General features: G+C 41.9%; 26 protein-coding genes. 17 read left to right on the top strand and 9 right to left on the bottom strand.

The annotated features are described in order from the left end of the window. The first annotated feature begins 10 nt into the window (after positions 1-10). The 5 genes from BA79_RS05125 to pdxA all read left to right on the top strand — a co-directional run bounded on the left by BA79_RS05125 (position 11) and on the right by pdxA (position 6,872). Positions 11-1,414 (top strand): sodium:solute symporter family protein, encoded by a 1,404-nt coding sequence (locus BA79_RS05125; RefSeq protein WP_025207958.1) that lies wholly within the window; start codon positions 11-13, stop codon positions 1,412-1,414. After that, on the top strand, positions 1,414-2,589 hold the full coding sequence (locus BA79_RS05120; RefSeq protein ID WP_035701348.1) for a sialidase family protein: 1,176 nt from the start codon (positions 1,414-1,416) through the stop codon (positions 2,587-2,589). The genes BA79_RS05125 and BA79_RS05120 overlap by 1 nt, the downstream gene beginning before the upstream one ends. Before the next feature lie 146 nt (positions 2,590-2,735). Further along, positions 2,736-4,520, top strand: coding sequence for a sigma-54-dependent Fis family transcriptional regulator (locus BA79_RS05115; protein WP_211251385.1), 1,785 nt, complete (start codon positions 2,736-2,738; stop codon positions 4,518-4,520). Positions 4,521-4,545: 25 nt separating this feature from the next. Beyond that, on the top strand, positions 4,546-5,892 hold the full coding sequence (locus tag BA79_RS05110; RefSeq protein WP_035701340.1) for a four-carbon acid sugar kinase family protein: 1,347 nt from the start codon (positions 4,546-4,548) through the stop codon (positions 5,890-5,892). Next, positions 5,868-6,872: a 4-hydroxythreonine-4-phosphate dehydrogenase PdxA gene (gene pdxA / locus BA79_RS05105; protein ID WP_019743886.1), complete on the top strand. Its 1,005-nt coding sequence runs from the start codon at positions 5,868-5,870 to the stop codon at positions 6,870-6,872. Before BA79_RS05110 ends, pdxA begins: the two co-directional genes overlap by 25 nt. Before the next feature lie 36 nt (positions 6,873-6,908). Here pdxA and BA79_RS05100 read toward each other — a convergent pair whose 3' ends face one another. Beyond that, a complete protein-coding gene (locus BA79_RS05100; protein ID WP_035701338.1) occupies positions 6,909-7,655 on the bottom strand; it encodes an SDR family NAD(P)-dependent oxidoreductase in 747 nt (248 codons plus the stop codon). 189 nt (positions 7,656-7,844) lie between these two features. Here BA79_RS05100 and BA79_RS05095 point away from each other — a divergent pair, with 189 nt between their 5' ends. The 7 genes from BA79_RS05095 (at position 7,845) to liaR (ending at position 13,325) form a co-directional block, all read left to right on the top strand. Continuing rightward, positions 7,845-8,414 carry a cob(I)yrinic acid a,c-diamide adenosyltransferase gene (locus tag BA79_RS05095; RefSeq protein WP_035701336.1) on the top strand — a complete coding sequence of 190 codons (570 nt, stop codon included), beginning with the start codon at positions 7,845-7,847 and terminating at the stop codon, positions 8,412-8,414. Positions 8,415-8,779: 365 nt separating this feature from the next. Then, entirely contained in the window at positions 8,780-9,175 is a 396-nt protein-coding gene (locus BA79_RS05090) for a hypothetical protein (RefSeq protein ID WP_035701334.1), read from the top strand. Positions 9,176-9,190: 15 nt separating this feature from the next. Then, complete coding sequence (liaH, locus tag BA79_RS05085) at positions 9,191-9,856, top strand: stress responsive protein LiaH (protein ID WP_035701331.1); 666 nt, start codon at positions 9,191-9,193, stop codon at positions 9,854-9,856. 111 nt (positions 9,857-9,967) lie between these two features. Then, a complete protein-coding gene (liaG, locus tag BA79_RS05080) occupies positions 9,968-10,837 on the top strand; it encodes a LiaG family protein (protein WP_035701329.1) in 870 nt (289 codons plus the stop codon). A 30-nt stretch (positions 10,838-10,867) separates the two neighbouring features. Then, a complete protein-coding gene (liaF, locus tag BA79_RS05075; protein ID WP_007500301.1) occupies positions 10,868-11,632 on the top strand; it encodes a cell wall-active antibiotics response protein LiaF in 765 nt (254 codons plus the stop codon). Next, complete coding sequence (gene liaS / locus BA79_RS05070; protein ID WP_007500303.1) at positions 11,629-12,693, top strand: two-component system sensor histidine kinase LiaS; 1,065 nt, start codon at positions 11,629-11,631, stop codon at positions 12,691-12,693. The genes liaF and liaS overlap by 4 nt, the downstream gene beginning before the upstream one ends. Next, entirely contained in the window at positions 12,690-13,325 is a 636-nt protein-coding gene (gene liaR / locus BA79_RS05065; protein ID WP_007500305.1) for a two-component system response regulator LiaR, read from the top strand. Before liaS ends, liaR begins: the two co-directional genes overlap by 4 nt. A 42-nt stretch (positions 13,326-13,367) precedes the next feature. On the opposite strand, the gene BA79_RS05060 is transcribed toward liaR, so the two are convergent. From BA79_RS05060 to BA79_RS05045, 4 genes are read right to left on the bottom strand one after another with little or no spacing between them, the layout of a single operon-like run. After that, positions 13,368-13,736, bottom strand: coding sequence for a hypothetical protein (locus BA79_RS05060; protein WP_007500307.1), 369 nt, complete (start codon positions 13,734-13,736; stop codon positions 13,368-13,370). Positions 13,737-13,776: 40 nt separating this feature from the next. Next, entirely contained in the window at positions 13,777-14,895 is a 1,119-nt protein-coding gene (locus BA79_RS05055; protein ID WP_008347083.1) for a Ger(x)C family spore germination protein, read from the bottom strand. Then, entirely contained in the window at positions 14,892-15,986 is a 1,095-nt protein-coding gene (locus BA79_RS05050; RefSeq protein WP_035701325.1) for a GerAB/ArcD/ProY family transporter, read from the bottom strand. The genes BA79_RS05055 and BA79_RS05050 overlap by 4 nt, the downstream gene beginning before the upstream one ends. Further along, positions 15,973-17,397 (bottom strand): spore germination protein, encoded by a 1,425-nt coding sequence (locus tag BA79_RS05045; RefSeq protein ID WP_008347079.1) that lies wholly within the window; start codon positions 17,395-17,397, stop codon positions 15,973-15,975. Before BA79_RS05045 ends, BA79_RS05050 begins: the two co-directional genes overlap by 14 nt. 113 nt (positions 17,398-17,510) lie before the next feature. Between BA79_RS05045 and BA79_RS18920 the strand changes: the two genes are divergently transcribed. Together BA79_RS18920 and fumC are read left to right on the top strand one after the other, a co-directional pair. Beyond that, positions 17,511-17,678, top strand: a complete 168-nt coding sequence (locus tag BA79_RS18920) for a YvzF family protein (protein WP_017359274.1) — start codon at positions 17,511-17,513, stop codon at positions 17,676-17,678. Between the two features lie 87 nt (positions 17,679-17,765). Beyond that, the gene (gene fumC, locus BA79_RS05040) at positions 17,766-19,160 is read left to right on the top strand and encodes a class II fumarate hydratase (RefSeq protein ID WP_017359275.1); all 1,395 of its coding nucleotides are present in this window, start codon (positions 17,766-17,768) and stop codon (positions 19,158-19,160) included. 120 nt (positions 19,161-19,280) lie between these two features. Here fumC and BA79_RS05035 read toward each other — a convergent pair whose 3' ends face one another. Then, on the bottom strand, positions 19,281-20,159 hold the full coding sequence (locus BA79_RS05035) for a TetR/AcrR family transcriptional regulator (protein WP_017359276.1): 879 nt from the start codon (positions 20,157-20,159) through the stop codon (positions 19,281-19,283). Positions 20,160-20,351: 192 nt separating this feature from the next. Between BA79_RS05035 and spxO the strand changes: the two genes are divergently transcribed. Further along, positions 20,352-20,516 (top strand): anti-adapter protein SpxO, encoded by a 165-nt coding sequence (gene spxO, locus BA79_RS19535; RefSeq protein WP_008347070.1) that lies wholly within the window; start codon positions 20,352-20,354, stop codon positions 20,514-20,516. A 21-nt stretch (positions 20,517-20,537) separates the two neighbouring features. On the opposite strand, the gene BA79_RS05030 is transcribed toward spxO, so the two are convergent. Both BA79_RS05030 and BA79_RS05025 read right to left on the bottom strand, forming a co-directional pair. After that, entirely contained in the window at positions 20,538-21,869 is a 1,332-nt protein-coding gene (locus BA79_RS05030; protein WP_007500323.1) for a HAMP domain-containing sensor histidine kinase, read from the bottom strand. Further along, positions 21,866-22,540, bottom strand: a complete 675-nt coding sequence (locus BA79_RS05025) for a response regulator transcription factor (protein ID WP_017359278.1) — start codon at positions 22,538-22,540, stop codon at positions 21,866-21,868. Before BA79_RS05025 ends, BA79_RS05030 begins: the two co-directional genes overlap by 4 nt. Before the next feature lie 337 nt (positions 22,541-22,877). On the opposite strand from BA79_RS05025, the gene BA79_RS05020 reads away from it, so the two are divergent. Further along, positions 22,878-24,248, top strand: a complete 1,371-nt coding sequence (locus BA79_RS05020) for a S1C family serine protease (protein WP_035701322.1) — start codon at positions 22,878-22,880, stop codon at positions 24,246-24,248. A gap of 244 nt (positions 24,249-24,492) precedes the next feature. Here the strand turns inward: BA79_RS05020 and BA79_RS05015 are convergent, their stop codons facing one another. Further along, positions 24,493-25,335, bottom strand: a complete 843-nt coding sequence (locus BA79_RS05015) for an oxidoreductase (RefSeq protein WP_035701320.1) — start codon at positions 25,333-25,335, stop codon at positions 24,493-24,495. Between the two features lie 113 nt (positions 25,336-25,448). On the opposite strand from BA79_RS05015, the gene BA79_RS05010 reads away from it, so the two are divergent. Next, positions 25,449-25,895 carry a YusW family protein gene (locus BA79_RS05010; RefSeq protein ID WP_171465740.1) on the top strand — a complete coding sequence of 149 codons (447 nt, stop codon included), beginning with the start codon at positions 25,449-25,451 and terminating at the stop codon, positions 25,893-25,895. Positions 25,896-25,917 lie beyond the last annotated feature (22 nt).

The following is a 25,917-nucleotide window of genomic DNA, read 5'->3' as shown; positions in this document are numbered from 1 at the left end:
GGGATTTTAAGTGAATGTCTTAAGCAGTTCTGTCATCACATTTATTTTAATCGTCATTATTCTCTATATTCTGTTTACGACCTGGCTGACGATGCGTTTTCGCAGTAAGTCTAACTCAGAATTTAACAATGCCGCTAAGTCACTTCCAGCTATTGTGGTCGGTATTTTGTTAATGAGTGAATTCATTGGGACGAAGTCAACTGTCGGAACAGCTGAATCTGCTTTTACACACGGGCTTTCCGCTTCATGGTCTGTTATCACAGTTGCTATTGCCTTTTTTATTTTTTCCTTTTTCTTAGTGGGAAAGTTTTATCGAACAGGACAATACACGATTTCAGGTATTATTGATCAAAAATTTGGGAAATCAACAAAGCTTGTTGTCTCTGTCATTATGATTGCAGCCCTGCTCTTAGTGAATCTAGGAAACTATTTAAGTGGTTCAGCTGCCATTGCATCCATTCTTGGCCTTCCTTTAATGACCTGTGCCATCATCACGGCGGTTGTGAGTACATTTTATTTTACTTTCGGAGGAATGAAGGGGGTTGCATGGGTCACGATCCTTCATTCAATTGTGAAGTATGCGGGGATTTTAATTACACTAGGGGTAGCCCTTTATTTAACAAAAGGCTTTGAGCCAATGAAACAAACATTACCCGACCATTTCTTTACATGGGATGGGACCATCGGTTGGGGAACGATTGGAGCCTGGTTTATAGGAAACATGGGGGCCATTTTTGCGACGCAGTTTATCATTCAAGCGATCACCTCGTCGAAAAGTGAACGAGAAGCGAAAAAATCGACCCTGTATGCAGCACTCCTTTGTTTGCCGCTTGCCATTGCGATCGGGATCATCGGTGTCGCAGCCCGTTATTTGTATCCAGACATTGATCCTATTTATGCTTTCCCTGTCTTTTTACAGCATATGAATCCGATTTTGAGCGCTATTGTGGCAACATCGCTTGTCGCATCCATTTTTGTTGGTGTCTCGACGGTTGCACTTGCTACAACCACGTTGATTATTGATGACTTTTATGTACCGAAAAAGAAACCATCACCAGAGCAGCGTATGAAGGTGACTCGGTATGTAGCTGTCATGGTTGGGATTGTGCCGCTTGTGGGGGTCGCGCTTGCACCAGAGTTGCTGTCACTTTCCTTTTTTACACGAGCACTTCGAACATCGATTGCAGTTGTAGCAGCAATGGGCTTTTACTTGCCATACTTTAATTCAAATAGAGGAGCAACCATTGGTCTTGCCGCTTCAGGCATCGCCACGACGGTGTGGTATTTACTCGATAATCCATTTGGAATCGATAATATGTATGTGGCCATTATCATTCCTTTCCTAGTTCTGGTGATGGATCGATGGATCAGCCCGCCAGCTAAAAAGGATCAATCACTGAAAGGAGAATTATGATGACAAATGAAGACATCATGATCAAAATAGATGGAAAATTGCGACAAAATGAACAAGACGCAGCTAGAAAAGAAGCCTTTTTACCAACAGATTGCGTGCAAAACCATGCGGCTAATCTCATCGAACTGGATAATGGAGATTTGCTGTGTGTATGGTTTGGCGGTACGCAAGAAGGAATTCCTGATATCTCTATCTATATGTCAAGGCTCAAGCAAGGAAGTAATCAATGGACGAAGGCTGTGAAGCTGTCTGATGATTCTACAAGATCTGAACAAAATCCAGTTCTTTTTCAAGAGAAAGATGGCAGGCTGTGGCTGCTTTATACAGCACAACTTTCTGGCAATCAAGATACAGCTCTTGTGAGATATCGTTTATCGGAGGATAGAGGAGAGACTTGGGGAGAGATTGGTACTTTATTTGATCAGCCGGGGACGTTTATACGACAGCCTATTGTTATATTGGATAATGATGATTGGCTCCTTCCGGTGTTCTATTGTAAAACGATTCCTGGCGTAAAATGGACAGGAAACCGTGATGTCAGTGCTGTGAAGATTTCCTCAGATCAAGGGAAGACCTGGGAAGAGGTCACTGTGCCCAACAGTACTGGCTGTGTTCATATGAATATCGGAAAATGTGTGGATGGTTCCCTGCTTGCCCTCTTTAGAAGCCGGTTTGCTGATTCGATTTATATGAGCCGTTCAGTGGATCATGGACGGACATGGTCTGAGCCAAAAGCAACAGAGCTACCAAACAATAACTCATCCATTCAATTTACGGTGCTCCATAATGGTCATCTTGCCCTCGTGTATAACCATATCAATGCGGATGATCAAACAGAAAGAAGGGCGTCCTTATATGATGAGATTGAGGATGAAGGCGATACACGCACGGCCATTGATACAGAGGCACGTCCAGCCTTTTGGGGAACACCTCGTGCGCCAATGACACTTGCCATCTCGACGGATGATGGTGCGACATGGCCCGTCAGACGTAACCTTGAAATTGGCGATGGATATGCCATGACAAACAACTCAAAGGACAAATTGAATCGAGAATATTCCTATCCATCCATCATAGAAGGAAAAGATGGGAGCCTGCACATTGCGTTTACTTTTTACCGGCAAGCCATCAAGTATGTGTGTGTGAAAGAAGAATGGATGCATCATACGTCTTAACCGCAAGGGATCAGTGTTTCCGTGAATTGTAACCCTCATTTTCTTCATTTATAATTGATGTTTGGAGGGTTGTCTCAATTTGCTAACATTTGGACTCCCTCAACGTATGTCTCACGATGAAGAGATAAAAAATGGGGGTCCTTTTCATGAATATAAAAGTATTAGGTATTGCGCCGTATAAAGGATTAGGCGATGTATTAATCGACCTTGCCAAAGACGAAAAAAGCATCACATTCCAGCTTGAAGTCGGAGATCTTAGGTCTGGTGTTGCACTGGCAGAACAGGCCGAGGCTCAAGGAATGGATATTATTATGAGCCGCGGGGGGACAGCTGCGCTTATTCAAAAACACGTCAACATTCCAGTGGTGGATATCCCTGTGTCAGGCTACGACTTGCTTCGTGCCCTGACGCTGATTAAAGATTACCAAGGGAAAAAAGCAGTAGTTGGATTTGAAAATATTACACAAGGTGTACGCACCATCGGAGAGTTATACGGGATCAAAATTGATATTTATACGATACAGCAAGAGGAAGAAGTGTGGGATTTTTTACAGCAGTTACAGGAGCAAGGGACACAGGTTGTACTGGGTGATGTGGTTACAGATAAAGCGGCCAAGGAGTTGGGGATGCAAAGCATGCTCATTACCTCAGGACGTGAATCTGTCAAAGAAGCGTTTCATCAAGCAAAACAAATGTACCGTTTATATAAAGAGGCGACAGCTGAGCAGCGCCTCTTTCGTGAAATGATTGACCAAGAGTCAAAAGGGATGCTGATCATTGATCAGCACAATCAGCTTTATTTTATCAATCAGCAAATGAAAGAATGGACAGAAAAAGGGTTATTTGCACCGTTTACGTCTCATGTTGATGTGATGGATTGGTGCCCGGCGCTTGAACCAGCAGTAAAAGCAGTTCGAGAAGGAAAACAAAATGGATATTCTCAAATCTCCTTTCAGCAGCAAGTGTGGCATGTCAAAGGAAGCTTATTATCTAAAGGTGAGCTACTTTTGACGATTGAGAAGCCTTCTGCTGTGATTAATAGGGAGGGGCAGTCTATATGGACGCTGGCTGCACCTGTTCATTCAGCACATCCATTTGCTCTTTTTACTGAGCAGAGTTCAAATATGAAAGATGTGATTAAAAGGGCAAAGGCGTTCAGCCAAACAGATCGATCGATTTGTCTCTATGGTGAACAAGGAACTGGTAAATCAAGCCTTGCTTTTGCTATTCACCAAATGAGCGAGAGGAAAAATGAGAGCTTTATGACGGTGCATTGCAGCCGTTTGACTGAATTAGATGATGTAAACATAATTCCGGTGCATCAAAAAGGGACGATCTTTCTGAAGGATATTGATCGTGTCCCAATGGCTATGCAGCCCATTATGGCCGAGCAGCTTATTCATCATCAGCAGAACATTCGCTGGATGGCTGCATCTACGGTTGATTTGTTCAAATTGATGCAATCTGGGGCGTTTCATGAAGACCTATATACGTGTTTGCAGGAGCTCGTCATTCATGTCCCGCCGTTATCTGAACGGGCAGAAGATATTGAGGATATGAGCCGGTTATTTATAGCTGAATTAAATTCTCTTTATGGGACGCAGGTTGTTGGGCTGTCAGCAGATGTGATTGCCGCCTTTCAAAACGAGCGATTTAGAGAAAATGTCCGGCAGTTCAAGCGGATTATGGAGGAACTGGTGCTGACAACAAAAAGTGGATATATCACGTTGAGTAAAGCAAAGCCGGCAATTGAGCAACTTGCTTCTGAGAATGAAGAAAAACAGCTGTCCAGCTATTTACATGGCACGCTTGACGAGATTGAAAGACGAATCATTCGGACGGTACTGGAAGAAGAAAATATGAATCAATCAAAAGCAGCAAAGCGGCTGAATATTAACCGCACGACGCTGTGGAGAAAGTTAAAGGAATAATATGCAATGAGACCGAGGTGTCTAAATGACAAACGATCTATTAAAAAAAGGAGCGAACTTAGAGCAAAAGGTGATCATTGTGGCTGATGATTTAACAGGCGCAAGTGATACAGGTGTTCAATTTGTGAAGGCCGGTTTAAAAGCCTCTGTGCTGTTCCAGCCGTCATTTGAGGATATGAGCCGGTACAAGGAGGAAGATGTACTGATTGTCGATACAGACTCGCGAAGTATGTCTTCTGAAAGAGCGTATAATGAGGTCAGTCAAATGGTTCAGCCGTTTCTACAAGGAGATTCACACCTTTTCTTTAAAAAAATAGATTCAACGTTAAGAGGAAATATAGGAATAGAGCTTCAGGCACTAATGGATCTTGGCCGGTTTGATGCGGCAGTCATTGCCCCCGCTTACCCCGATGCGAATAGATCTACGGCCTATGGCATTCATTATGTGGAGGGTGTGCCTGTTCATCTATCAGAAGCAGCGAAGGACCCAAAAACGCCTGTCCTGACATCCAGTATTTCAGACTTAATTGAAGAGCAGACAAACATCAAGCCAAAACATCTTTCGCAGCAGGCGGTCTATTCAGAGCTAAACGAAACGAGTCATGACGTTTCATCTTTATTAAAACATGGTCATCAATGGTTTGTGTGTGATGCAGAAACGAACAATGATTTAACACAGATCGTTGATTTGTTTATGAAGATCAATCAAAGAGTGCTTTGGGTTGGGTCAGCTGGACTCGCTGGCGCATTATCATCCTATGTTGCGAAACACCGCAATCTTTCTCATGCAAAAAAGCATGAATCTGTTCTCATCGTTTCAGGAAGTGCTTCTCAAAAAACAAATGAGCAGTTTGCTTTTTTAAGAGAAAAGCACGATTGTCTCGAGGTGAAAGTGAACCCGTTGAATGTATTAAACGGCCGTGAAGCATGGGAAAGGAAATCAGTCATGGATCAGCTGCTCATTCGTCAGGATGAAGATATTCTCCTTTATACAGACGCAAGGCCAGAAATGGTTGAACAGATGTTGGCATACGGTGAAGCGAATGGCATGACAAGACAAGAAGTAGGAAGTACCTTATCTGTCTGTCTTGGTAAGATCACAAAAGACATTGTTGAATTAACAGGGGTGAAACGCCTTTTTTTAACTGGTGGAGATACGGCGCGTGCGATATGCCATGAGCTTGGAGCAGGCGGGATTCAGCTGTTGAAAGAAATTGAACCCGGCATCCCGCTTGGGCGGCTCGTTGATACGAGTGTATATGCGGTCACAAAAGCAGGGGCATATGGTCAAAAAGATTCTGTGCTCCATGCGGTTGAAGTGTTGAAAAACATAGAGGGGGTAGACGAATGGCAAAACCAATCATTGCTGTAACGATGGGAGATGCTTCTGGGGTTGGTCCTGAAATTATTTTAAAAGCCTTCCAGCAAAGCCGTTTACATGAAGAAGCCGTACTATTTGTCATTGGAGACACCCATATATTAAATAGGGCGAAAGATTTTGTGAATACAGATGTGGAGATTGTCAGTATTAAAGAACCGGAGGAAGCGGAACAAGTAAAAGCTGGTGCCGTTCCTTGTCTTGATCTTCATCTATTAACAAGTGATATTCCAGTAGGAGAGATTTCAAAAGAAGCAGGGAATGCCGCTTTTCGATATCTTGAAAAAGCCATTACACTTGCGAATGACCGTAGAATTGACGGCATTTGTACAGCACCGTTAAACAAGGAAGCACTTCATAAGGCTGGTCATATGTATCCAGGGCATACAGAAATTTTAGCTGACCTGACAGGTACGGACGATTATGCCATGATGCTGGCAGCTCCTAATTTAAAAGTGGTGCATGTGACGACACATATCGGATTAATGGATGCCATCTTAAAAATCAATCCTGAGCGTGTATACACAACGATTAAACTGGCTCATGATACCCTCGTTCGGTCTGGTATCCCTGCACCTAGAATTGCTGTGTGCGGGATTAATCCGCATGCCGGGGAGAATGGTCTGTTTGGAAACGGAGAAGAAGAGGAGAAGATCATTCCAGCAGTAGAACGAGCACAGGATGAAGGGGTTCAAGTATTTGGCCCGCTACCAGCTGATACACTGTTCTTTAGGGCGACAAGAGGCGACTTTGATATCGTTGTGGCGATGTATCATGATCAAGGGCATGGACCAATCAAGGTGCTTGGCTTAGAATCAGGCGTGAACATTACAGTTGGATTGCCTATAATCCGTACAAGTGTCGATCATGGGACGGCATTTGATATTGCAGGAACAGGAAAGGCTGATTCTGCGAGTATGGAAGAAGCCATTCGGCAGGCAATCATGCTTTCTGGTACGAGAGAGAACCGATAGTAAAAGAGAAAGAGCCTTCCAATGGAGGCTCTTTCTTTAGTTCATATACGTTCCGCCATTCATATTGATGGTTTCTCCTGTGATGAAATCTGACTGATCAGAGGCTAAAAAGGTAACGGCGTTTGCGACTTGCTGCGGTGTTCCAATTGTTTTCAGAGGAATTCTTTCTAAAACAGATCTACGGTATTCATCACTCCACTGTTTGCTCATGTCTGTCTCAATTGGCCCAGGACAGACAGCATTTACATGAATGTGATGTGCTGCTAATTCTTTGGCAAGATGCATCGTTAAGTAATTGATACCTGCCTTTGAAACGCCGTAAGCGGGTGATGCATTGTGATGAGGGGTTTTGCCAGTAGTTGAACTCATGTTGACAATCTTCCCGCCTTGCTGTTTGATCATGTCAGGAATGACTGCTTGACACATGAGAAACGTACCCGTCAAATTAATATCAATTAGTCTTTTCCATTCATCAACAGATGTATCGACTGTTGATTTCCGCAAATTGATCCCAGCATTGTTGACCAATATATCAATCTGTCCGAAATGGTTTTTTGCCTTCTCAACGAGGGAGACAGCTGTCGCTGGTAAACTAGCATCACCAGCGACAGAAACAGCGCGGGTCTCTTCTTTATTCAGAGAGGAGCAAACGTCTTGCAATAGCACTTCATTCGTTCCGTTCAGCACCACTTTAGCTCCTTCAGAGACAAATGCCTCCGCAATGGCGCGGCCAATCCCTCTGCTTGCACCTGTAATGATTGCTACTTTGTTTTGTAAAGTCATCTATCATCCCACCCATCTGTCATGATTAAAAAGCGCTTTCATTTATTATAAAATGTGATGTTTCATCATTCAACATATAAAGTGGAAATGAAGAGATTTTGAATAGAAGTGTTTCATAATAAAACAAATACATCTTTTCCACTTCAGGGTATACTAAAAGGAACAAGCAATGGATAAGGGGGAACCTCAATGAAACTTTATACAAAAACCGGAGATGAAGGTCAAACAGGCTTGATTGGCGGGCGGGCTGATAAAGATGACGCAAGAGTAGAAGCGTACGGTACATTAGATGAGGCGAATAGTTTGATTGGACTAGCCCATGCAAACTTAAGGCAGCATGGCGAATTGTTTCAAGATATTCTATCTGAGCTGATGGTCATTCAGCATGAGCTGTTTGACTGCGGCGGTGATTTGGCAGCGGTGAAACCTCCGAAAGAAGGCAAGTTAAAAGAAGAATCTGTCACAGTCCTTGAAAAGCGAATGGACGTGTATGTAGAAGAAGCCGCACCGCTGACTAAATTTATTTTACCTGGCGGCCAGGAAGGTGCTGCCCTCTTACATGTAGCGCGAACAGTCGTCAGGAGAGCCGAGCGGCATATTGTGACACTCGCAAAGCAGGAGGAAATTCCAGCAGTTACGCTCACATATGTGAACCGTCTATCCGACTATTTATTTGCTGTCGCCCGTATTGTGAATCATCGGCTCGGTGAAGCGGATGTTGAATATGAACGAAGTGCAGACGTGTTTCGTTCTAAATGAGGAAAAGCACTCTTCTAGTCGAAGAGTGTTCAGCGTGTAGGCAAACCCTCGCATTCTTTGTCAGTCCTGCGTGCCGGTGCTCACGAATGTCCAATTCGCTCCGCAAAAGTAACTGTTCTTCCTAGACTGCAAAGGTTTTCTATCACACTGAAAAGAAGACAAAGAGCTAAAATAAAGTTCATTTTAGCCCTTTGTCAATAATCTGAGCACTCTTCTAGTCGAAGAGTGCTTTTTCTATAGATTCAACCGCTCAGTCTGAGCCATGTTACGACTCTGGTCGCAACCAAAGATCAATCTACGACACGTTTTGCCAGCTTCCTTTTTTGACTATAGTGAAAGCAAGGAGCAAGAAAGGAGGCATGAAGATGAAAATCACAAGTAAAACCATCATCGGTTCAATCCTGATGTTTATCGGTTTATCCATCTTCTTTGGTGGTTCATTGGGCGGGCTGATCCCGACTTTGATTGGGGCCTGGCTCATTTATGTAGGTGTCAAAAAATATGATAAAGGCAGTAAAACAACAGGGGTCATACTCACTATTATCGGTGTATTGCTCGTCGCACAGTCGCTGCCATTTTTACTCGGAATCGCATTTGCTGGAGTACTTCTCTACTTTGGCTGGAAGATGATCAATGGTGAATCTGCAAAGGAATCATCCGGCAGAACAACATATATGGAGCCAAACACGGCACCGAACATGGAAGAATCTATGCACACGTCATTTGATCAAGAATGGGAAGATTTTTTAAAGAAAAAATAAAGGGAGGAATATGAAATGGTATTAAGAAGAGTACGTGATATGTTTGTTGCAACAGTCAATGAAGGCTTAGATAAATTGGAGAATCCGCGTGTCATGCTGAATCAATATGTTCGTGATATGGAGGACGATATTGCCAAAGCGAAACATGCGATCATTAAACAGCAAACCATTCAGCAAGGTTTCTTGAGAAAAGCAGAAGAAACAGAAGCATTTGCTGATAAGCGAAAGAAACAGGCGGAGCTGGCGTTTCAGGCAGGAGAAGAAGAACTTGTACGGAAAGCACTGACTGAAATGAAGTATTTTGAAGAAAAGCACAACGAATATCAAGAAGCCTATCAGCAATCTGTTAAACAGCTGAAAGAGCTGAAAGAACAGTTGCAGCATCTAGAAACAAAACTGCGTGATGTTAAAGACAAGAAGCAAGCGCTGATTGCAAGAGCCAATGCCGCACAGGCAAAGCAGCATATGAATGAATCTATGAATAAGGTTGATAGTGAAAGTGCTTATAAAGAATTTCTACGCATGGAGAATCGTATAGAGGAAATGGAGACAAAAGCGGGCAGCTATGCACAATTTGCCGATCAGGGTGCTTATGCTCATCTTGATTACGCTGATGAGGTTGAAAAGGAATGGCAAAAGCTTCAACGATCAAAGCAGCCTGAGAAACAGCCGGCAAACTAATGGAAATGTGTCAAAACGGAAGAAAAACAGGATTTTTCTTCCGTTATTTGATTTCTTTCTGTTTCGCTTTTCCTTATAATAAAAAGGTCAAAGGATAAAGGGATGGTATAAATGAAACGGTTCATTGGTCTAATTTGTATACTTGTTGGTGTTTTTTTGATGATTGGGATGCTTTTCAAAAATGGAGATCTCTTTCATTTGAGCTTTTCTCGTGATAAAGCGGTCACAACAGCTTCAGCGAAAAAGGATGAGGTTGAACAATTAGATATCTCTCTTTCTGGATTTCGCATCAAGGTGGAGCCGGAAGATCGTTCGGATATTTCTGTGATGATTGTGAATGGAAAAGGGAAAATGTATGCGGAACAAACAGGCGGAACATTCAAAGTCCGTGCTGAAAATAAAGGATTTTTGTTTTTCTCTGCATTTGAAAAAGGAGAACTCTTAGTCAAAATTCCAACAGATTATCATAAAGATGTGAAAATAACAGGTGGAATCGGCGTGAGCGAAGTAAATGGCGAAGGAAAGCTGTCTCTTCAAGATGTGACGCTCAAATCAACGAGCGGAAACCTCACAGCTGAGAACTTCTCAGCAAATCGAGTGGAAATCAAGGCGACTTCTGGCAGACTCTCAGTGTCTCATATTGATGCGAAGGAAAGTGATATTGGTGCCACTTCTGGTCGTGCTGATATTCAAGATGTAAAAGGAAAGCTGCAATTAGGCATGACAAGCGGCAGGCTGACAGCAAGCTTTGATACAATTGATTCACCAGTCGACTTTCACATGACATCAGGCAGTGCGAAATTGAACTTGCCAGATGAGGGAGATTTCAAAGTCCAAGTGAAAAAAACGAGTGGACGTATTGATCATTCGTATGGTTTTGACCAAGCGGATAGTGAAGGCCGAGGTTTTACAGGCACGCATGGGAAAGGGACACACTTAGTCGATATTGAGATGACAAGCGGAAACTTAAAATTGCGGTAAACAAACGTAAAAAGGAAGGAGGCGAGTCAACTGCGTTTTTCTAGAAATCAAATTTTAGGCATCATTGTGGTGATTTTCGGTATTAATCTTTTTCTCAAAATTATTGGGATTGGGGCAGACCTATTTTGGCCAGTGTTTTTTGCTCTAGCTGGTTATTGGCTGCACTCTCGATCTAAACGTTGGCTCGGTTCGGTTTCCTATATTTTTGCAGGCTTTCTCTTCTTGAAGTTTCTACTAAATATCACGTTTAGTTTGACTGGGTATTTATTTGCTGCCTTTTTGATCTATGCGGGCTATCGTTTATTGAAAAACAAACCTGTTTTTGATGTCGATAAAAAGGAATCATCAGACGATGGGAAGCCTTCACTGAAAGTCAATCTTGAAAAAGAGGGCGATCAGAAGAAAACAAAAAGCCAGACAAAGCCGCGCAAAGAACATGATTTCTTTATCGGTGAAGTCAGGCTGATGAAAAAACCATTTCAATTAAGCGATTTGACCATTTCAGGTTTTATTGGCGATGTCAAAATCGATTTATCAAAGGCGATCATTGCTGAGGAAGAGAGCACGATCGTCATTAGTGGACTCATTGGAGATGTCGATATTTATGTACCTCAGGATATTGAAGTATGTGTGAGTGCTTCGGCTGCGATCGGTGATATGAAAATCATTGATGAAAAAAGAAGCGGGTTCGGCAGTAAAGTGTATGTCATGACAAATGATTATGATGAGAGCAAGCGAAAAGTGAAAATCTCCATTTCTCTCCTAATTGGGGATGTGGATGTGAGGTACTTATGAGGAAACTGCATTTAGGCATCCAGTGGCAATCTGTTCGTCTGGCAGTCGGTATCTCGCTTGGTGTTGTCATCATGACGACACTCCCGATGTTTTTTTATTACCAGCTTGATCCTATGATTTTGCTGTCTACGCGGTGGTTCGGCATCCCGTTTTTTTGTATTTTACTCATTATTAGTCTCGCCATTGGTGTATCAGCGGGGCATGTGTTTGGCTATCAGCATAAGAAGCGGCTGGATCAGCTTGTAGAGTCGATTTTGAAGTTTGAAAATGGGAATTTTGCCTATAGACTGCCTTCTCTAGGTGATGATGAAATTGGTTTGGCGGCAGATCAATTAAATGAAATGGCGAAACGAGTGGAAGGGCAAGTAGCCTCCTTACAAAAGCTCTCAAATGAGCGAGCTGAATGGCAGGTTCAAATGAAAAAATCGGTTGTCTCAGAAGAGCGTCAGCGTCTAGCGCGTGAGCTGCATGATGCAGTCAGCCAGCAGCTATTCGCCATTTCGATGATGACGTCTGCGATTCTTGAAGGGATGAAGGAAAAGGATGAAAAGATTTTAAAGCAAATGCGTCTTGTGGAACGAATGGCTGGCGATGCACAAAATGAGATGCGTGCACTCCTTTTGCATTTAAGACCGATCACCCTTGAAGGAAAAGACTTGAAAAAAGGCTTGATTGAGCTACTCAATGAATTTCAGGCAAAGCAGCCAATTGATATTGATTGGGAAATAGAAGATGATGCTCCGCTGTCTAAAGGGGTGGAGGACCATCTGTTCCGAATTGTGCAAGAAGCCCTTTCCAATGTGTTTAGGCATGCAAAGGCGACAAAGGTGACAGTACGTCTGCTTATTCGGAACCGTCAAGTTCAATTGAAAATTATCGACAACGGGATTGGTTTTCAAACAGATCATGTGAAGACTGCTTCCTACGGACTTGAATCGATACGAGAAAGAACAAGTGAAGTAGGCGGTGTCGCAGAGATTATGTCATTTGAGGGAAAAGGCACACAAATTGATGTGAAGGTTCCCATTTTTGATGAAGGAAAAGGAGAGAACGTTCGATGATTCGAGTGCTTTTAATTGACGATCACGAAATGGTGAGAATGGGTCTTGCTGCTTTTTTAGAGGCACAGGCGGATATTGAAGTCATCGGTGAAGCGTCAGATGGACAAAAAGGTGTAGAACTAGCGGTTGAATTAAAGCCAGACGTGATTTTAATGGACCTTGTCATGGAAGGCATGGATGGCATCGAAGCAACGAAAAGAATTTGTCAGGAAATAGAGGATGCCCGGATTATTGTACTGACGAGCTTTATTGATGATGATAAAGTGTATCCAGTGATTGAGGCTGGTGCTTTAAGCTATCTTTTAAAAACATCGAAAGCAGGAGAAATTGCTGATGCCATCAGGTCTGCAAGTATCGGCGAACCAAGGCTTGAATCAAAAGTAGCTGGAAAGGTCATGAACAAACTCCGCCATTCATCAAATGGGTCCATTCTGCACGATTCGTTAACCGCAAGAGAAATGGAAATATTAAAGCTGATTGCCGATGGGAAATCGAATAAGGTCATTGCTGAGGAATTGTTTATTACCATCAAAACAGTCAAGACGCATATTACCAACATTCTTTCCAAGCTTGATGTAGAAGACCGCACACAAGCGGCCGTGTATGCACATCGCCATAAGCTGATTCAATAAAAAAACAGCTTTCAAATGAAAGCTGCTGGAACATGCACAAAATTAGTCCTTCTGTCCTGTGATTGGACGTTCGGATAGTTGATGGAGCTCAGGAACTGGAAAAGCCTCCTGCTCCTCGGCCGATTTGTCTTCCAGGGTTTTCTTCATCTCGGAAAGCAGCTTGACGCTTTCCTTTGCCACTGCAGCTTTTTTCTCTTGCAAATCAATGATCTGTGAAAGTCCAACAAATAAACCGCCTCCAATCAGAAGGAGCGCAGGGGTTTGTCCATAATAAATCACGATCAAAAATGTGCTTGAAAAGCTGTCGGCTTCAATGAAAAAATCTTCTTTTGATTGCATGAATACCACGACTAACAGAAGTATTCCTAGAATCAAAAATAGAATGCCGGCCGAAAGTAAAGCTCGTTTCATGATTGACACCCTTTTTTTCTTACCATTTTAACATACTCTATTAGGATTGTGTTGCGCCCTTAGTCCCGAAGTCACGGATTTTCACATTTACCTTGTAACGAATATCCGATTCACTAAAAATGTCATCCCAATGTTTTGCTTCTTTTCGGAATTCCTTCGGATAGGCAATACTCGCTTTTTGATAAAATCCACAAATATCTGCTTTGATCTCATGCTGTAATTCCCCGATAAAATCTTTTACATTTTCCTCAAGTCGATGTGCCACGACTTTCTCAATTTCTTGGAGGTATTTTTCATTAAATGAATTTTCCCGTTCATTCCAATCCTCAGACAATCTTCCATCAAGCTCCACTGACACATCAAATTCATATTTGCCACTGGCTGTTTTATGGGTGTCAATGTTGTGTTTGATTTTAAAGATCTCAAAAGAATAAATGCTATGTTCATATTGGAATTCAATCACTCCGCCTGTTGCATCTCCAGTCAGCAGGTTGTAGGACTGCACCGCTAAAGGAGAGATGTTGGTGAGAAATCGTTTGTTCTGAATAATCGAGGCACCATCCAGCATTAATTTGCCCTGACTGACACTGACTTTCGGAATGGCAAAGGATACGTTGTTTTGCATAGCAGAAGAAATATCTCCTAAGGAAACGGGCTTGAACATACGAATGGTCGTTTTTGTATTCGAAGAAATATCGTATAAGGTGGAAGCGGCAGGCTGGCCGTCGTCATTGATTTTCAGCATATCTCCAGGCTTCTCAGAGGCCATAAAGACAAGGCTTCCTCTTCGTGTTTCATTGTCCCGAATGAATTGATTGATGACCAAATCGAAATTATTTTCATTGATAAGGTCTTGAGAAAACAAATAAACCCTCAGCTGCTGAGCAAAAATGCGGTGTGTTTTTAGGGCCGTTGTACGAAAAATTTGGTGTATGGAATCACCGCTTGTCTCAATAATCTTCGTCGGATCTTTCACGCTTGATTCTTGCTCAATTTTTTGCGGAACGAGCACCTGCATAGACAGCTTCAATTTATGTCCGTCATCTCCTTTATCTACAGCAAATCCAATTGCCATGTTGAGCTCCTCGATATTTGTACTATCCCAGCACCCGCATAATAGAATCAGTGAGAAGAGCGCAAGAACCGCTTTCTTTTTCATGCTGTTTTCCGCCTCCTTTTGAAAAATACGATGATAAATAAAAGAAACGGGAGTATACCAAATAGAAGAAAGAACAAGTTGTTTACGTAGGTTAAATAGTCTCGGACCGTATCAACATCTTTTGGGAAAAGAGCGGCAAAGAAGATCACAATGCCCATCAAGGCGAGCGCGATTTTTTTAGGGAATTTAGTCAATTTGATGACTCCTATCGTAGCAAAAAACGTATATCCTACAAAGCTCGTATAAAGCTGGACAAGCCAAACAATCAGCAAAAAGGATTCAATCCGTTCAATAAAAATCCCCTGAATATCAAATGATTGAAATAAGGCAATGGTCGGCCACGTCAGAGTCGCCGTTTCTTTCACCGTGAGCGCACCAACCACAAGAATATAGGTGAAAATATAGATGATCGCAGGAATCAAAAAGCCGATGGAGCCATATGCAAAAGTGTGTTTTTGCGTATTCATGTAGGTAGGCATAAACAGCATCATTTCAATACCTACAAATGAAATGGCTGATGCGTTCAAGGATTTGAAGACAGGGGAGAATCCCTCTCCTAATACAGGCCTTAGGTTATCTAATTTAAATTCTTGCACACTCAGTCCGTATGCAATAAATAAGATAATTAAGGTGACAATGAGGAAAAATGGGCACAGTCTGGCAAAATCACCAATTCCGCCAACTACGAGATAAAAACCAACCAAAATAAAACTGATCATTGTCACCGCTACAGGTGTGTTTTGAAGTAGAAAGAATTTCACCATCTCAGACATAGCCCGTACTTCATAGCTGGCAACGCCGAGAAAGTAAATAATAATCAACAGGTTGGCAAGTGAGCCAATCCATTTCCCAAGCCCTTCTTTTGTATAGTCATAGTAGGAAGAAAAGGAGACCTTTTTCATCATGAGCACATTGACAAAAATGAACACAATGTATATCACACTCATGAGTAAGAGTGCAATCCAGCCGTCAGGTGTAGGCGCAGCTTGAGCCATTGATCTTGGCAGAATCATCATACTTGCACCTAGTGTGGTATTGGCGATAATGGCACTTGCCTGATAGCTTGTGATCGACTCTTTATGATTGACCATGTCGTTCCCCTTTCTTTTGATTTTTCAAAGGCAATCTGATGATGGAATTGTCCTCATTTTTATAACTGAACACAAAATCTGGTGAAAAATATGGGGTGCCAAAGCTTTTTTGTCTTGTCAAATGAGTGAGTAAGACGAGCATAAACAGGACAAGTCCATATAAACCGAATGCAGCTGCAGTAAACATGGACACAAAGCGAAGGACACGAAATGATATCCCCATTCCATATTGAGGAAAGGTAAAGGATGCAAGTGCAATGACGCTGACAATAATGACCATAATGGAGCTGACGATATGGGCTTGTACGGCTGCCTGCCCAATGACAACACCGCCCACAAGTCCGATTGTTTGTCCAAGTGGATTAGGAAGCCTTAACCCAGCCTCTCGCAGCAGCTCAATGGTCATTTCCATGATGAGTGCTTCCACAATAGGAGGAAAGGGGACATTCTCTCGTGTGCTTGAGATGGAAATAGCTAAAGTTGTGGGCAAAAGACCTTGATGGAAGGACACAAGGGCAATATAAATGGCTGATAAAAACAATGTGAGAAAGATGGACGTAAAACGTAGCAAACGAATAAGAGAGGCGGCGATCCATCTTTCATAATAATCATCAGGTGACTGCATAATCGTCGCGAGGGAAGCAGGCACAATTAAGATAAAAGGCGAATGATCGACAAAGATGGCGACGCGCCCATTGTTTAAAGCAGATGCGACTTTATCAGGCCGTTCTGTGTTTTGAATTTGCGGAAAAGGAGAATACACATTGTCTTCAATGAGCTCTTCAAGGACGCCAGAGTCTTGTATATCATCAATGGTGACTTGTTTGAGACGCTTTTTTACCTCTTTTAAAACAGAGGGCTCAACGATACCGTCAATGTACATGATCGATACTTGGGTGTATTTCTTTTCGCCGATTTTCATGTCTACTGTTTTGAGATCAGGGTTTTTCAAACGCTGTCTGACGAGAGCTAAGTTCGTGTTGATATCTTCAATGAAACCAATCTTTGGTCCTCTTACGACGGTTTCAGATGTAGCATCTCCTAAATTGCGTTTCTTCGTTCCATGTGTTTCTAAAATATAAGCGTGCTGAAATCCATTAATCAGTACGACACAATGTCCTTGAAAAATAGCATCTACTAGTTCTTCAGAGGTTTTTACCGTACGGGTAGTCATCATCGATAAATTGGATTCTAGCTTCTCTTTTGTTAGAGAGGCATGATCTTGCAATAGCAGCTTTAAGAAGGTTTGAATCTGCATCGCTTCGTTCATTTCTTTAATGTATAAATAGTAGACAACCTGTCCATGAGGCAATGTTTTTTTCTCATGGATCAAATCATCCATGTCCTTTAACTGAGGGAGAATGACAGAGAGATTATCGTATAAGTGCTCTTTCAATGGAGTTTGATTCAAATGGATCACCCACCTCAATTTCTTTTTCTTAGCATTACCTGCTTGAAAAAACAATATTCTGTGTTACATTATTTTGTGGTATATGAAAGAATCACGGTGTTGGAGGAAAGAAGATGGCGCAAATTCGTTTAGCAGGAACAAAAGAGGAGATCGACCTTATTCTACAGTCGTTTGACAAGCATTATGAGGTGACTTATACGTCAAAAGATTACGGAAAAACAAATCCAAAATACAAATATTCCAAAGATGTTCGTGTTTATATTGAACTAAAATTAAAATAAAGATAAAATTTTAATTGAAAACGCTTAAAGGATTTTCGTTTTTTGTATAGAATAGAGTTGAGTGATGAAGCTATGGAGGGATACATAATGACAGAATTTAGAATCGAAAAAGATACAATGGGCGAAATCAAGGTGCCACAGGACAAGTTCTGGGGTGCACAAACACAACGAAGCAAAGAAAATTTCAAAATCGGTTCTGAGAAAATGCCAAAGGAAGTTGTGAATGCGTTTGCAATTTTGAAACGTAGCACAGCGATTGCGAACGAACGTCTAGGCAACTTAGAAAGTGAAAAAGCAGAAGCGATTGCTGCTGTATGTGATGACATCATCAGTGGAAAGTATGACGAGCATTTCCCGCTTGTTGTATGGCAAACAGGAAGTGGAACACAAAGTAACATGAACATGAACGAAGTCGTTGCAAATAGAGCAACTGCTTACTTGAAAGATAAAAATAGTGAATTCAGCATTCATCCGAATGACGATGTCAACCGCAGCCAAAGCTCAAATGATACATTCCCAACGGCTATGCACGTGGCAGCTGTTTTAGCTGTGTACAAAAAGCTATTGCCTGCGATTGACCAGTTAAGAGCGACGCTTGATGAGAAAGCAAAAGCATACCAAGAGATCGTGAAAATTGGCCGTACGCATTTGCAAGATGCAACACCTCTTACAGTGGGCCAAGAGATTAGCGGCTGGGTGTACATGCTTGATCGTTCAAAAGAAATGATTTTAGAATCTACTGAAAAAATGAGAGAACTTGCCATTGGCGGAACAGCTGTTGGTACGGGAATTAACGCACATCCTGAGTTTGGTAAATACGTGGCAGAAGAAATCAGCCAGTTAACAGGTCAAACGTTCAATTCTTCACCAAACAAATTCCATGCGCTGACAAGTCATGATGAAATCACATATGCACACGGTGCGCTTAAAGCTCTTGCAGCTGACTTAATGAAAATTGCCAATGATGTGAGATGGCTTGCAAGTGGTCCTCGTTGCGGAATTGGTGAATTGATCATTCCTGAAAACGAGCCAGGCAGCTCCATTATGCCAGGAAAAGTCAACCCAACTCAAAGTGAAGCTTTAACAATGATTGCCGCACAAATCATGGGGAATGATGCAACAATCGGTTTTGCCGCAAGCCAAGGAAACTTCGAGCTGAACGTATTTAAGCCGGTCATCATCTATAACTTCTTGCAGTCAGTTGAATTGCTTGCTGATGGTATGAACTCATTCCATGACAAGTGTGCCGTTGGAATTGAACCAAACCTAGAAACGATCGAGAAAAACCTAAACAATTCATTGATGCTTGTGACGGCACTCAACCCGCACATCGGATATGAAAATGCAGCGAAAATTGCGAAGCTTGCGCACAAAGAAGGATTAACGCTAAAAGAAGCTGCCCTTCAATTAGAACTATTAACAGAAGAGCAGTTTGAAGAGTTTGTGAAACCAGAAGAAATGGTGACACCGAAAGCAAAATAAGACACCAGAGGCCTCTGTGCCTCTGGTTTTTTTAATGGAAACTCCCTGAAATCACAGAAAAGAAGTTTGATTGTTTGTTTTTGTCACAATCATAAACCCAGGGCAAGCAAGCCCTGGGTTTTATAAATGATCTTCTTTTAGAATGCGTAATAAGGAGCCGGAGACCGGCTGAAGCGGTGTGTATAATTTCAATTGATAAAGCATGCCTTTGACGATGACTTGTCTTGGTTTTTGTTTGTTTAACTCGTTTTCTAAAATGCCAAGCGCTTCAAATAAATCTGGCTCGTCTTTCACTTCATAATGTGCTTCTGCCAGTTCTCTTAATTCTTTTAATAGAGATTCTGTGAGCGGGTCAAATGATCGTTCATAAATCGGGCCGAACCAGTCGCTTGCTTGGTCCACAGAAATGAGCGGATGGTCATTGCGCTTCATCATACCGCCCATTAGATCATCAATACGGTGAATCATTGTTGCGGCAAGCTCCTCTGCTTCGAGCTGAAAATCATATAAAATGGCAAGCTCAAAGTAAACGTGACTCATGCCCTCGATCGTTAAACAAAGATCAGCCATATAAGGAATGGCTGCATCTCCATACACTTGCTTAATGTTATCAATGTGCAACTGAATCGTCGCAAGTCGAATTTGCTTTGCGAGCTGCTGCGTTTCTTCGTTCAATGGGAGCGCCCTGTCGCTTAGCTGCATTTTAATAAAATCTTTTTGCTGCAAAATATTATCGTAATAGACAGTGAGCTGTTTCCGGTAGGCCTCTTTTGGTGTGCCGCCCTCTGTTTGAACCTCATGAATCCGGGTAAATACCTTATCGTAATAGTAATGCAAGATCGAAATAAGTAGTGCTTCCTTCGATTTGAAATAAAGGTAAAACGCACCCTTTGACATGTGGCATTCATCCGCAATTTCCTGAACAGACGTTGTATTATAGCCTTTGCTGGCAAATAACTTCATACCAGCCTCAATAATCATTTTTTCTTTCTTTTTCAATATGAATGTCATCCTTTCTTACCGAGCGACAAATGTCTTAGGAAACGTGCGCAAAGAGATGTGACTTATCGGTCATAAACGACAAAACTTTTCAAAAATTAATCAGATTGTAACTTGTTTTTTACAGTGTAATTCTTTATATTATAAAGTAAGGTGACCAACCGGTCAAAAAATGTGAAAGGATGATGTTCCATGAGAGAAATTGATGATATGATTAGACGCTTGAAAGCAAAAGGAATTCAAGTAGAAAAAGTCAAAATGCCGAAAGAGACAACCATTGAAAAGAAATGGATGTATCAAGCTGGCAAGAAGATCAAAGCCACATACCGTGATTTCAATGGGTATTCATTCATCTAAAAAAAGACTGCGGTGTAAAACCTACAGCCTCTTCTTTGGAACAGTGATCGTATAGCGTACACCTAGTTCATCATTTTCAATTGATATGGACGCTTGATGCATTGAAAGAATTCGTTTGACAATGCTTAATCCAATGCCGAATTCGCCCTTTTTTCCCTTACTAAAAGGTTCGTATAGGCTGGATAGCATGTGTTCTTCAATTGGAGGGCCATCATTACGAATGACGATGCGAATTTGATCCTCTTCCTGCTTCATATGAATATCAATTTTATTTTTTGCGTAGCGAAGTTGATTTTCTAATACATTTTCAAATAATTTGCTCCATTGTTCTGGATCGCCTTCAAGTGCAGCCTCATCATCTAAGTCCACGTTCCACTGCAATTCATTTTTCGACCAGCGTAAACGGTCAACTACTTCCAGCATTGTATTACTCACAAGGAAGGGAGAATGCGCCGGATGTTGTTTTGATAAATAATCAAGCTTTGTTAAATACAGCAAATCTTTGATTTTCTTCTCAAGCTTTTCCGCTTCGCCTTCAATCACTTCCACCGTTTGTTCAAGGTCTCCTTTAGGGAAAATTCCATCTTTAATAGACTGCGTATAACCGCGGATGACCATCACAGGTGTTTTTAAGTCGTGTGATATATTTTGCAAAAGCGTTCGTTCTGTTTCATCCTTTTGAATGAGCTTTTGTCTCATTTCTTCAATCGTATGCCCCAGTTTGCCAATTTCATCTTGCCGGTCAACCATCACAGGATCGTCCCAGTCTTCTTGTGCAATGCGTTTGACGTGCTTTTCAAACGCGACGATTGGACGTGATAAGTAGCGGGCGAGCCAAATCGATGGAATCCAGCTTAGTAAAATAACCGTTCCTAAGATGAAAATCAGCTGTTTAAACAGTGTAAAGGACAAGTCATCTCGATAAGAATCGGGTGCATATGACAAGAGAATATATTGTGTATTGCCTGTTGAGACTTTTTTGATCACAAAAAAGATATGCTGACCATTCACTTCTTCAGAATAGCGTTTTGTTGCGCTTTTTTGTTTTTTAACAAAGGACTGCACTTTTTCAATAAAGGCATGCGGGAAAAACTGAGCCATTTGATTTAATTCATCTGACGGAATCAGAATGTGCTGAACCGATCGGTTTTCTGGTGTCGACTTTGGTGAGCCGTCTCGATTCAGAGGGTATTCTGTTAACACTTGCTGCTCGTTTTCGATGTTTTTATAAATTTCATTCGTAAAAAAGCTGCGTAATGTATTTGAAAATAAAATGATCAGGACAATCGAGATGGTGAGTAAAATGCCAGAGATGACAACCCAAATTTGAAAAGCGAGTGGTTTGTTCTTCATCCCTTTAGCATCCTATAGCCAAATCCATAAATGGTCTCGACTTTTAAGTCAGGCATTTTTTTGCGCAGCCGTCTGACAAGATCATCGACCACACGATCTGTCCCGAAGTAATCGTGCCCCCAGATCTTGACGAGGATATCTTCCCGGGAAAAGGCATGTCCTTGATGATGGGTAAATAAGAGCAGCAAATCAAATTCCTTAGACGTTAAATTAATCAGCTGATCTCCTTCATACACCTCTCTTACGTCCTCATGAATGATATAGGAAGAAACGGGTGTGACGCTTTGCTGAGGTGTGTCACTGTTTTTATATACAAGCTCCAGCAGCTTTTGCACGCGGATGATCAGCTCGCGCGGAAGAAAGGGTTTTGCAATATAATCACTGCTCCCGAGTTCTAAGCCAAGCACACGATCAATATCTGCATCACGTGCCGAAATAAAAATGACCGGTACGTCAGGCGAGGCTGCTTTGATTTCTTTAATGAGTGTGTAGCCGTCTGTATCAGGCAGCATAATATCTAAAATCCATAGATGCGGGGGCTTGTTCATTGCTTCGCGTGCCGCTTCTCCGGTTAAAAAAGAGGACACATTCCAATTTTCACTCTCTAAATATTTGGTTAACAGTTCATTTAAATTCTGCTCATCTTCAACTAAATAAATGGTGTACGACAAAGTCTTCCACATCCTCTCAACGTCATTATAACGGGATACAAAGGCGGCATGTCAACAATCACACGCTTTTTTCACAATTTCACATATTCTTCTCATCATTATCCCATAATGTTTGTTTATGATAAGCTCAAGGGAAAAAAGGGCATAGACAAAAGGCTAATGAATAGGTGCTTTTCACCAATGTGCACACCTTGCTTTTTTTCTATGAATAAGTATTATATAATTTGACATATTGTCATAAAGAATTTTTCAATGATATTGCCATTAAGAGGACATGAGTCCTGTCTAGACATATGAATGAAGCATTTCATGAAAATGATGCAAAGGAGTGCAAGCGATGGATTTCCGAAGAGAAGATGAAGAGAAAAAGATGAATGATCAAGAACACGCACATCAAGAGAATGAGAAACAAATAGAAGAACCAGAAAAAGAGAAAGAACTCGTTTTTCACCATCATGAAAACGAAGCATCTGCCTCTCAGGAGAGGGTGCCAAACGGGTCTCCTCAAGTGATTGATGACCGTTCGTCTAAAAAGGAGAAAAAACGGAAGGCTGCATGGCTGAGTCCGATTCTTGGAGGGATTATTGGTGGCGGTCTTGTGCTTGGCATTACACCGCTTTTACCGCAGTCACAAGATACAGCGGCAAACACTCAAACCCAAACAGCATCAAGCGAACCGGCTTCATCTGAAAATTTCTCAACAAAACAAATCACCAATGCGACGAATGTTGCTGATATGGTAGAAGATTTAGAGCCGACGATTGTAGGGGTCTCAAACTATCAATCTACACAAAACTCGTTCGGTCTTAGCGGTGATTCAACTGAAGCAGAAGCTGGAACGGGTTCTGGTGTCATCTTCAAAAAAGATGGAAAAAAAGCATACATTATCACCAATAACCATGTAGTCGAGGGTGCCAATAAATTAAAGGTCACACTATACGATGGGAAAACAAAAGATGCGAAGCTTGTCGGCAGTGACGTAATGACAGATTTAGCTGTCGTGGAAATAAATGCTGACGGCATTGATAAAGTTGCAAGTTTTGGAGATTCTTCTAAGCTACGTGCTGGAGACAAAGTCATTGCAATCGGGAACCCGCTCGGTGCGCAGTTCTCTGGTACAGTAACAGAAGGGATTATTAGTGGTCTCGATCGTACCGTTGAAGCCAATACATCATCTGGAACTGTTGAGATGAATGTACTTCAAACAGATGCAGCCATTAACCCTGGAAACAGTGGCGGTCCGCTGATCAATACAGACGGTCAAGTCATCGGCATCAACAGCTTGAAAATTAGCGAAAGCGGAGTAGAATCACTCGGATTTGCGATCCCAAGTAACGATGTAAAACCGATCGTAGATCAGCTGTTGAAAAATGGAAAAGTCGAACGTCCTTACCTTGGCGTACAAATGATTGACCTTGAGCAAGTGCCTGAAACGTATCAGGAAAATACACTTGGCCTATTTGATAAACAAATCGGTAAAGGCATCTATGTAAAAGATGTTTCAAAAGGATCTCCTGCACAAAAAGCAGGCTTGAAGTCTGGAGATGTCATCATCAAGTTCAAAGGAAAAGATGTAGCGAACAGCTCACAGCTGAAAGAAATCCTTTATAAAGAAACAAAAATTGGCGATAAAACGACAATGACTGTCATTCGTGATGGAAAGAATAAAAATCTTGATATTACCCTTGGGCAGTCTGATAACGAATAAAAGAAAACAGGTGGATAAAAGATCCACCTGTTAGATTGTTGACAAAGGGCTAAAATGAACTTGATTTTAGCCCTTTGTCTTCTTTTTTTCAGCGTGATAGAAAACCTTTGAAGTCTAGGAAGGACGAGTACTGGCGCGGAGCGAATTTGACATTCGTGAGCACCAGCACGCAGGACTGACAAAGAATGCGAAGGTTTGTCTACACGCTGACAGGTGGATAAGCGATCCACCTGTTTTTTTGTGCCTATTTTTTTGAGGATAGTGTCCGTAAAATAATGTTTTCCCATACATTCCAAGGCAAGAGCTGCTTTGCTATGAATGAAAGCCGAACACCTTTCCCCACAAGATACCTTAGCTTCTTTAGTCGCTTCTTCTCTGCAAGCGAAACCACAAGCTCTGCAACTTCGCCTGGATCTCCATAGTTGTTTTTTTGCGTCTCTATATAGGACATCATGTTTTGATAAATAGTTGTGTATTTAGAACCTGCTGATGGTGGTGTCATTTGCTCATTCATGGAGGTGTTCCAAATGTTCGTTTGGAAAGAACCCGGCTCAATCAAAGCGGCCTGAATACCAAACGCAGCCAGCTCAATTCGCAAACTCTCTGTATAGCCCTCTAGTGCAAACTTTGACGATACATATGGAGAGAGTGCGGGCATTCCCATGAGTCCGCTGATACTGCTCATATTGAATATTTTTGCACCGCTCGTCATCAACGGAAGGACTGCTTGTGTCATTTCCATCACACCAAAGACATTGACTTCAAATTGCTCACGGTACTGGTCAACAGGCACTTCTTCAGCAAAACCAGCATAGGCCGTTCCCGCATTGTTCACAAGCAGGTGAATGGGAGCATAGGCATTAAGCCTTTTTTGAAATGCTTGAATGGACTGTGTATCTGTCACATCTAATGCTTCAATATGTATTGATTCGGATAAAGCGGCGTTCTTTACTTCTTCGGCAAGCTTTTTCGCATTGGTTTCCTGTCTTACGCCAGCAATCACAGTGTACCCTTGCTGAGCGAGACGCAGTGTGATGAGCTTTCCGAAACCGCTGTTGGCACCAGTCACAATGGCTGTTTTATTCATCTTCCGGTTCTCCTTTTTGTTTTAATCTACCATAGTCTGCTGTTTTATTGAATAACCAAAAGGGGCTTGGAGAAGAATAAAAAACGATGCTATGAAATAGGAGGAAACACATGATGTGCTGGAAGAAGGCGGGACTGCTAGGAGTGCTGTTCTTTATGCTGTCTGGCTGTCGTTCAATCGAACCAATACAACATCCACATGAAGCAGAAGCTGAAAGTCTGTCAGCTGTTCAAATGAAGGAATTGCCATTTCAGCATTTGCAATTGCACGTACAATATGGACAAAAAAGCGAATTATATGAAGCTACCTATCGTCAAGCTGGTGGAAGAGAAGAAGCACTGATTCGAGATCATATGAATGGTGTCCGCTATGAAGGGGAAGAAGCTTTACGTGAAATGAAAATGAAGCTCAATGATATGTCGATTCCTAGTGCAAAGCTGAATGAAACATATGTCAATGAGTTATTATCTGCTTTTAATTTAGATGATGATTATCAGCGGATACGAGTCGATATCAAGCTCGAAGATGGGACAAAACGTGCATTCGAAAAGAAAAAGTAAACGAGACTTTCTCATTTTTTAA

The organism is Bacillus altitudinis 41KF2b (assembly GCF_000691145.1).
GTDB classification, from domain to species: domain Bacteria; phylum Bacillota; class Bacilli; order Bacillales; family Bacillaceae; genus Bacillus; species Bacillus altitudinis.
Note: the sequence above shows the minus strand (reverse complement) of the source record. Positions and strands in the feature narration are given on the sequence as shown.

What these genes read in the sequence shown, in the direction of transcription:
- BA79_RS05120 (WP_035701348.1), top strand. Translation starts at nt 1,414, where the DNA reads ATGACAAATGAAGACATCATGATCAAAATAGATGGAAAATTGCGACAA.
- BA79_RS05115 (WP_211251385.1), top strand. Translation starts at nt 2,736, where the DNA reads ATGAATATAAAAGTATTAGGTATTGCGCCGTATAAAGGATTAGGCGAT.
- BA79_RS05110 (WP_035701340.1), top strand. Translation starts at nt 4,546, where the DNA reads ATGACAAACGATCTATTAAAAAAAGGAGCGAACTTAGAGCAAAAGGTG.
- pdxA (WP_019743886.1), top strand. Translation starts at nt 5,868, where the DNA reads ATGGCAAAACCAATCATTGCTGTAACGATGGGAGATGCTTCTGGGGTT.
- BA79_RS05100 (WP_035701338.1), bottom strand. Translation starts at nt 7,655, where the DNA reads ATGACTTTACAAAACAAAGTAGCAATCATTACAGGTGCAAGCAGAGGG.
- BA79_RS05095 (WP_035701336.1), top strand. Translation starts at nt 7,845, where the DNA reads ATGAAACTTTATACAAAAACCGGAGATGAAGGTCAAACAGGCTTGATT.
- BA79_RS05090 (WP_035701334.1), top strand. Translation starts at nt 8,780, where the DNA reads ATGAAAATCACAAGTAAAACCATCATCGGTTCAATCCTGATGTTTATC.
- liaH (WP_035701331.1), top strand. Translation starts at nt 9,191, where the DNA reads ATGGTATTAAGAAGAGTACGTGATATGTTTGTTGCAACAGTCAATGAA.
- liaG (WP_035701329.1), top strand. Translation starts at nt 9,968, where the DNA reads ATGAAACGGTTCATTGGTCTAATTTGTATACTTGTTGGTGTTTTTTTG.
- liaS (WP_007500303.1), top strand. Translation starts at nt 11,629, where the DNA reads ATGAGGAAACTGCATTTAGGCATCCAGTGGCAATCTGTTCGTCTGGCA.
- liaR (WP_007500305.1), top strand. Translation starts at nt 12,690, where the DNA reads ATGATTCGAGTGCTTTTAATTGACGATCACGAAATGGTGAGAATGGGT.
- BA79_RS05060 (WP_007500307.1), bottom strand. Translation starts at nt 13,736, where the DNA reads ATGAAACGAGCTTTACTTTCGGCCGGCATTCTATTTTTGATTCTAGGA.
- BA79_RS05055 (WP_008347083.1), bottom strand. Translation starts at nt 14,895, where the DNA reads ATGAAAAAGAAAGCGGTTCTTGCGCTCTTCTCACTGATTCTATTATGC.
- BA79_RS05050 (WP_035701325.1), bottom strand. Translation starts at nt 15,986, where the DNA reads ATGGTCAATCATAAAGAGTCGATCACAAGCTATCAGGCAAGTGCCATT.
- BA79_RS18920 (WP_017359274.1), top strand. Translation starts at nt 17,511, where the DNA reads ATGGCGCAAATTCGTTTAGCAGGAACAAAAGAGGAGATCGACCTTATT.
- fumC (WP_017359275.1), top strand. Translation starts at nt 17,766, where the DNA reads ATGACAGAATTTAGAATCGAAAAAGATACAATGGGCGAAATCAAGGTG.
- spxO (WP_008347070.1), top strand. Translation starts at nt 20,352, where the DNA reads ATGAGAGAAATTGATGATATGATTAGACGCTTGAAAGCAAAAGGAATT.
- BA79_RS05030 (WP_007500323.1), bottom strand. Translation starts at nt 21,869, where the DNA reads ATGAAGAACAAACCACTCGCTTTTCAAATTTGGGTTGTCATCTCTGGC.
- BA79_RS05020 (WP_035701322.1), top strand. Translation starts at nt 22,878, where the DNA reads ATGGATTTCCGAAGAGAAGATGAAGAGAAAAAGATGAATGATCAAGAA.
- BA79_RS05015 (WP_035701320.1), bottom strand. Translation starts at nt 25,335, where the DNA reads ATGAATAAAACAGCCATTGTGACTGGTGCCAACAGCGGTTTCGGAAAG.
- BA79_RS05010 (WP_171465740.1), top strand. Translation starts at nt 25,449, where the DNA reads ATGTGCTGGAAGAAGGCGGGACTGCTAGGAGTGCTGTTCTTTATGCTG.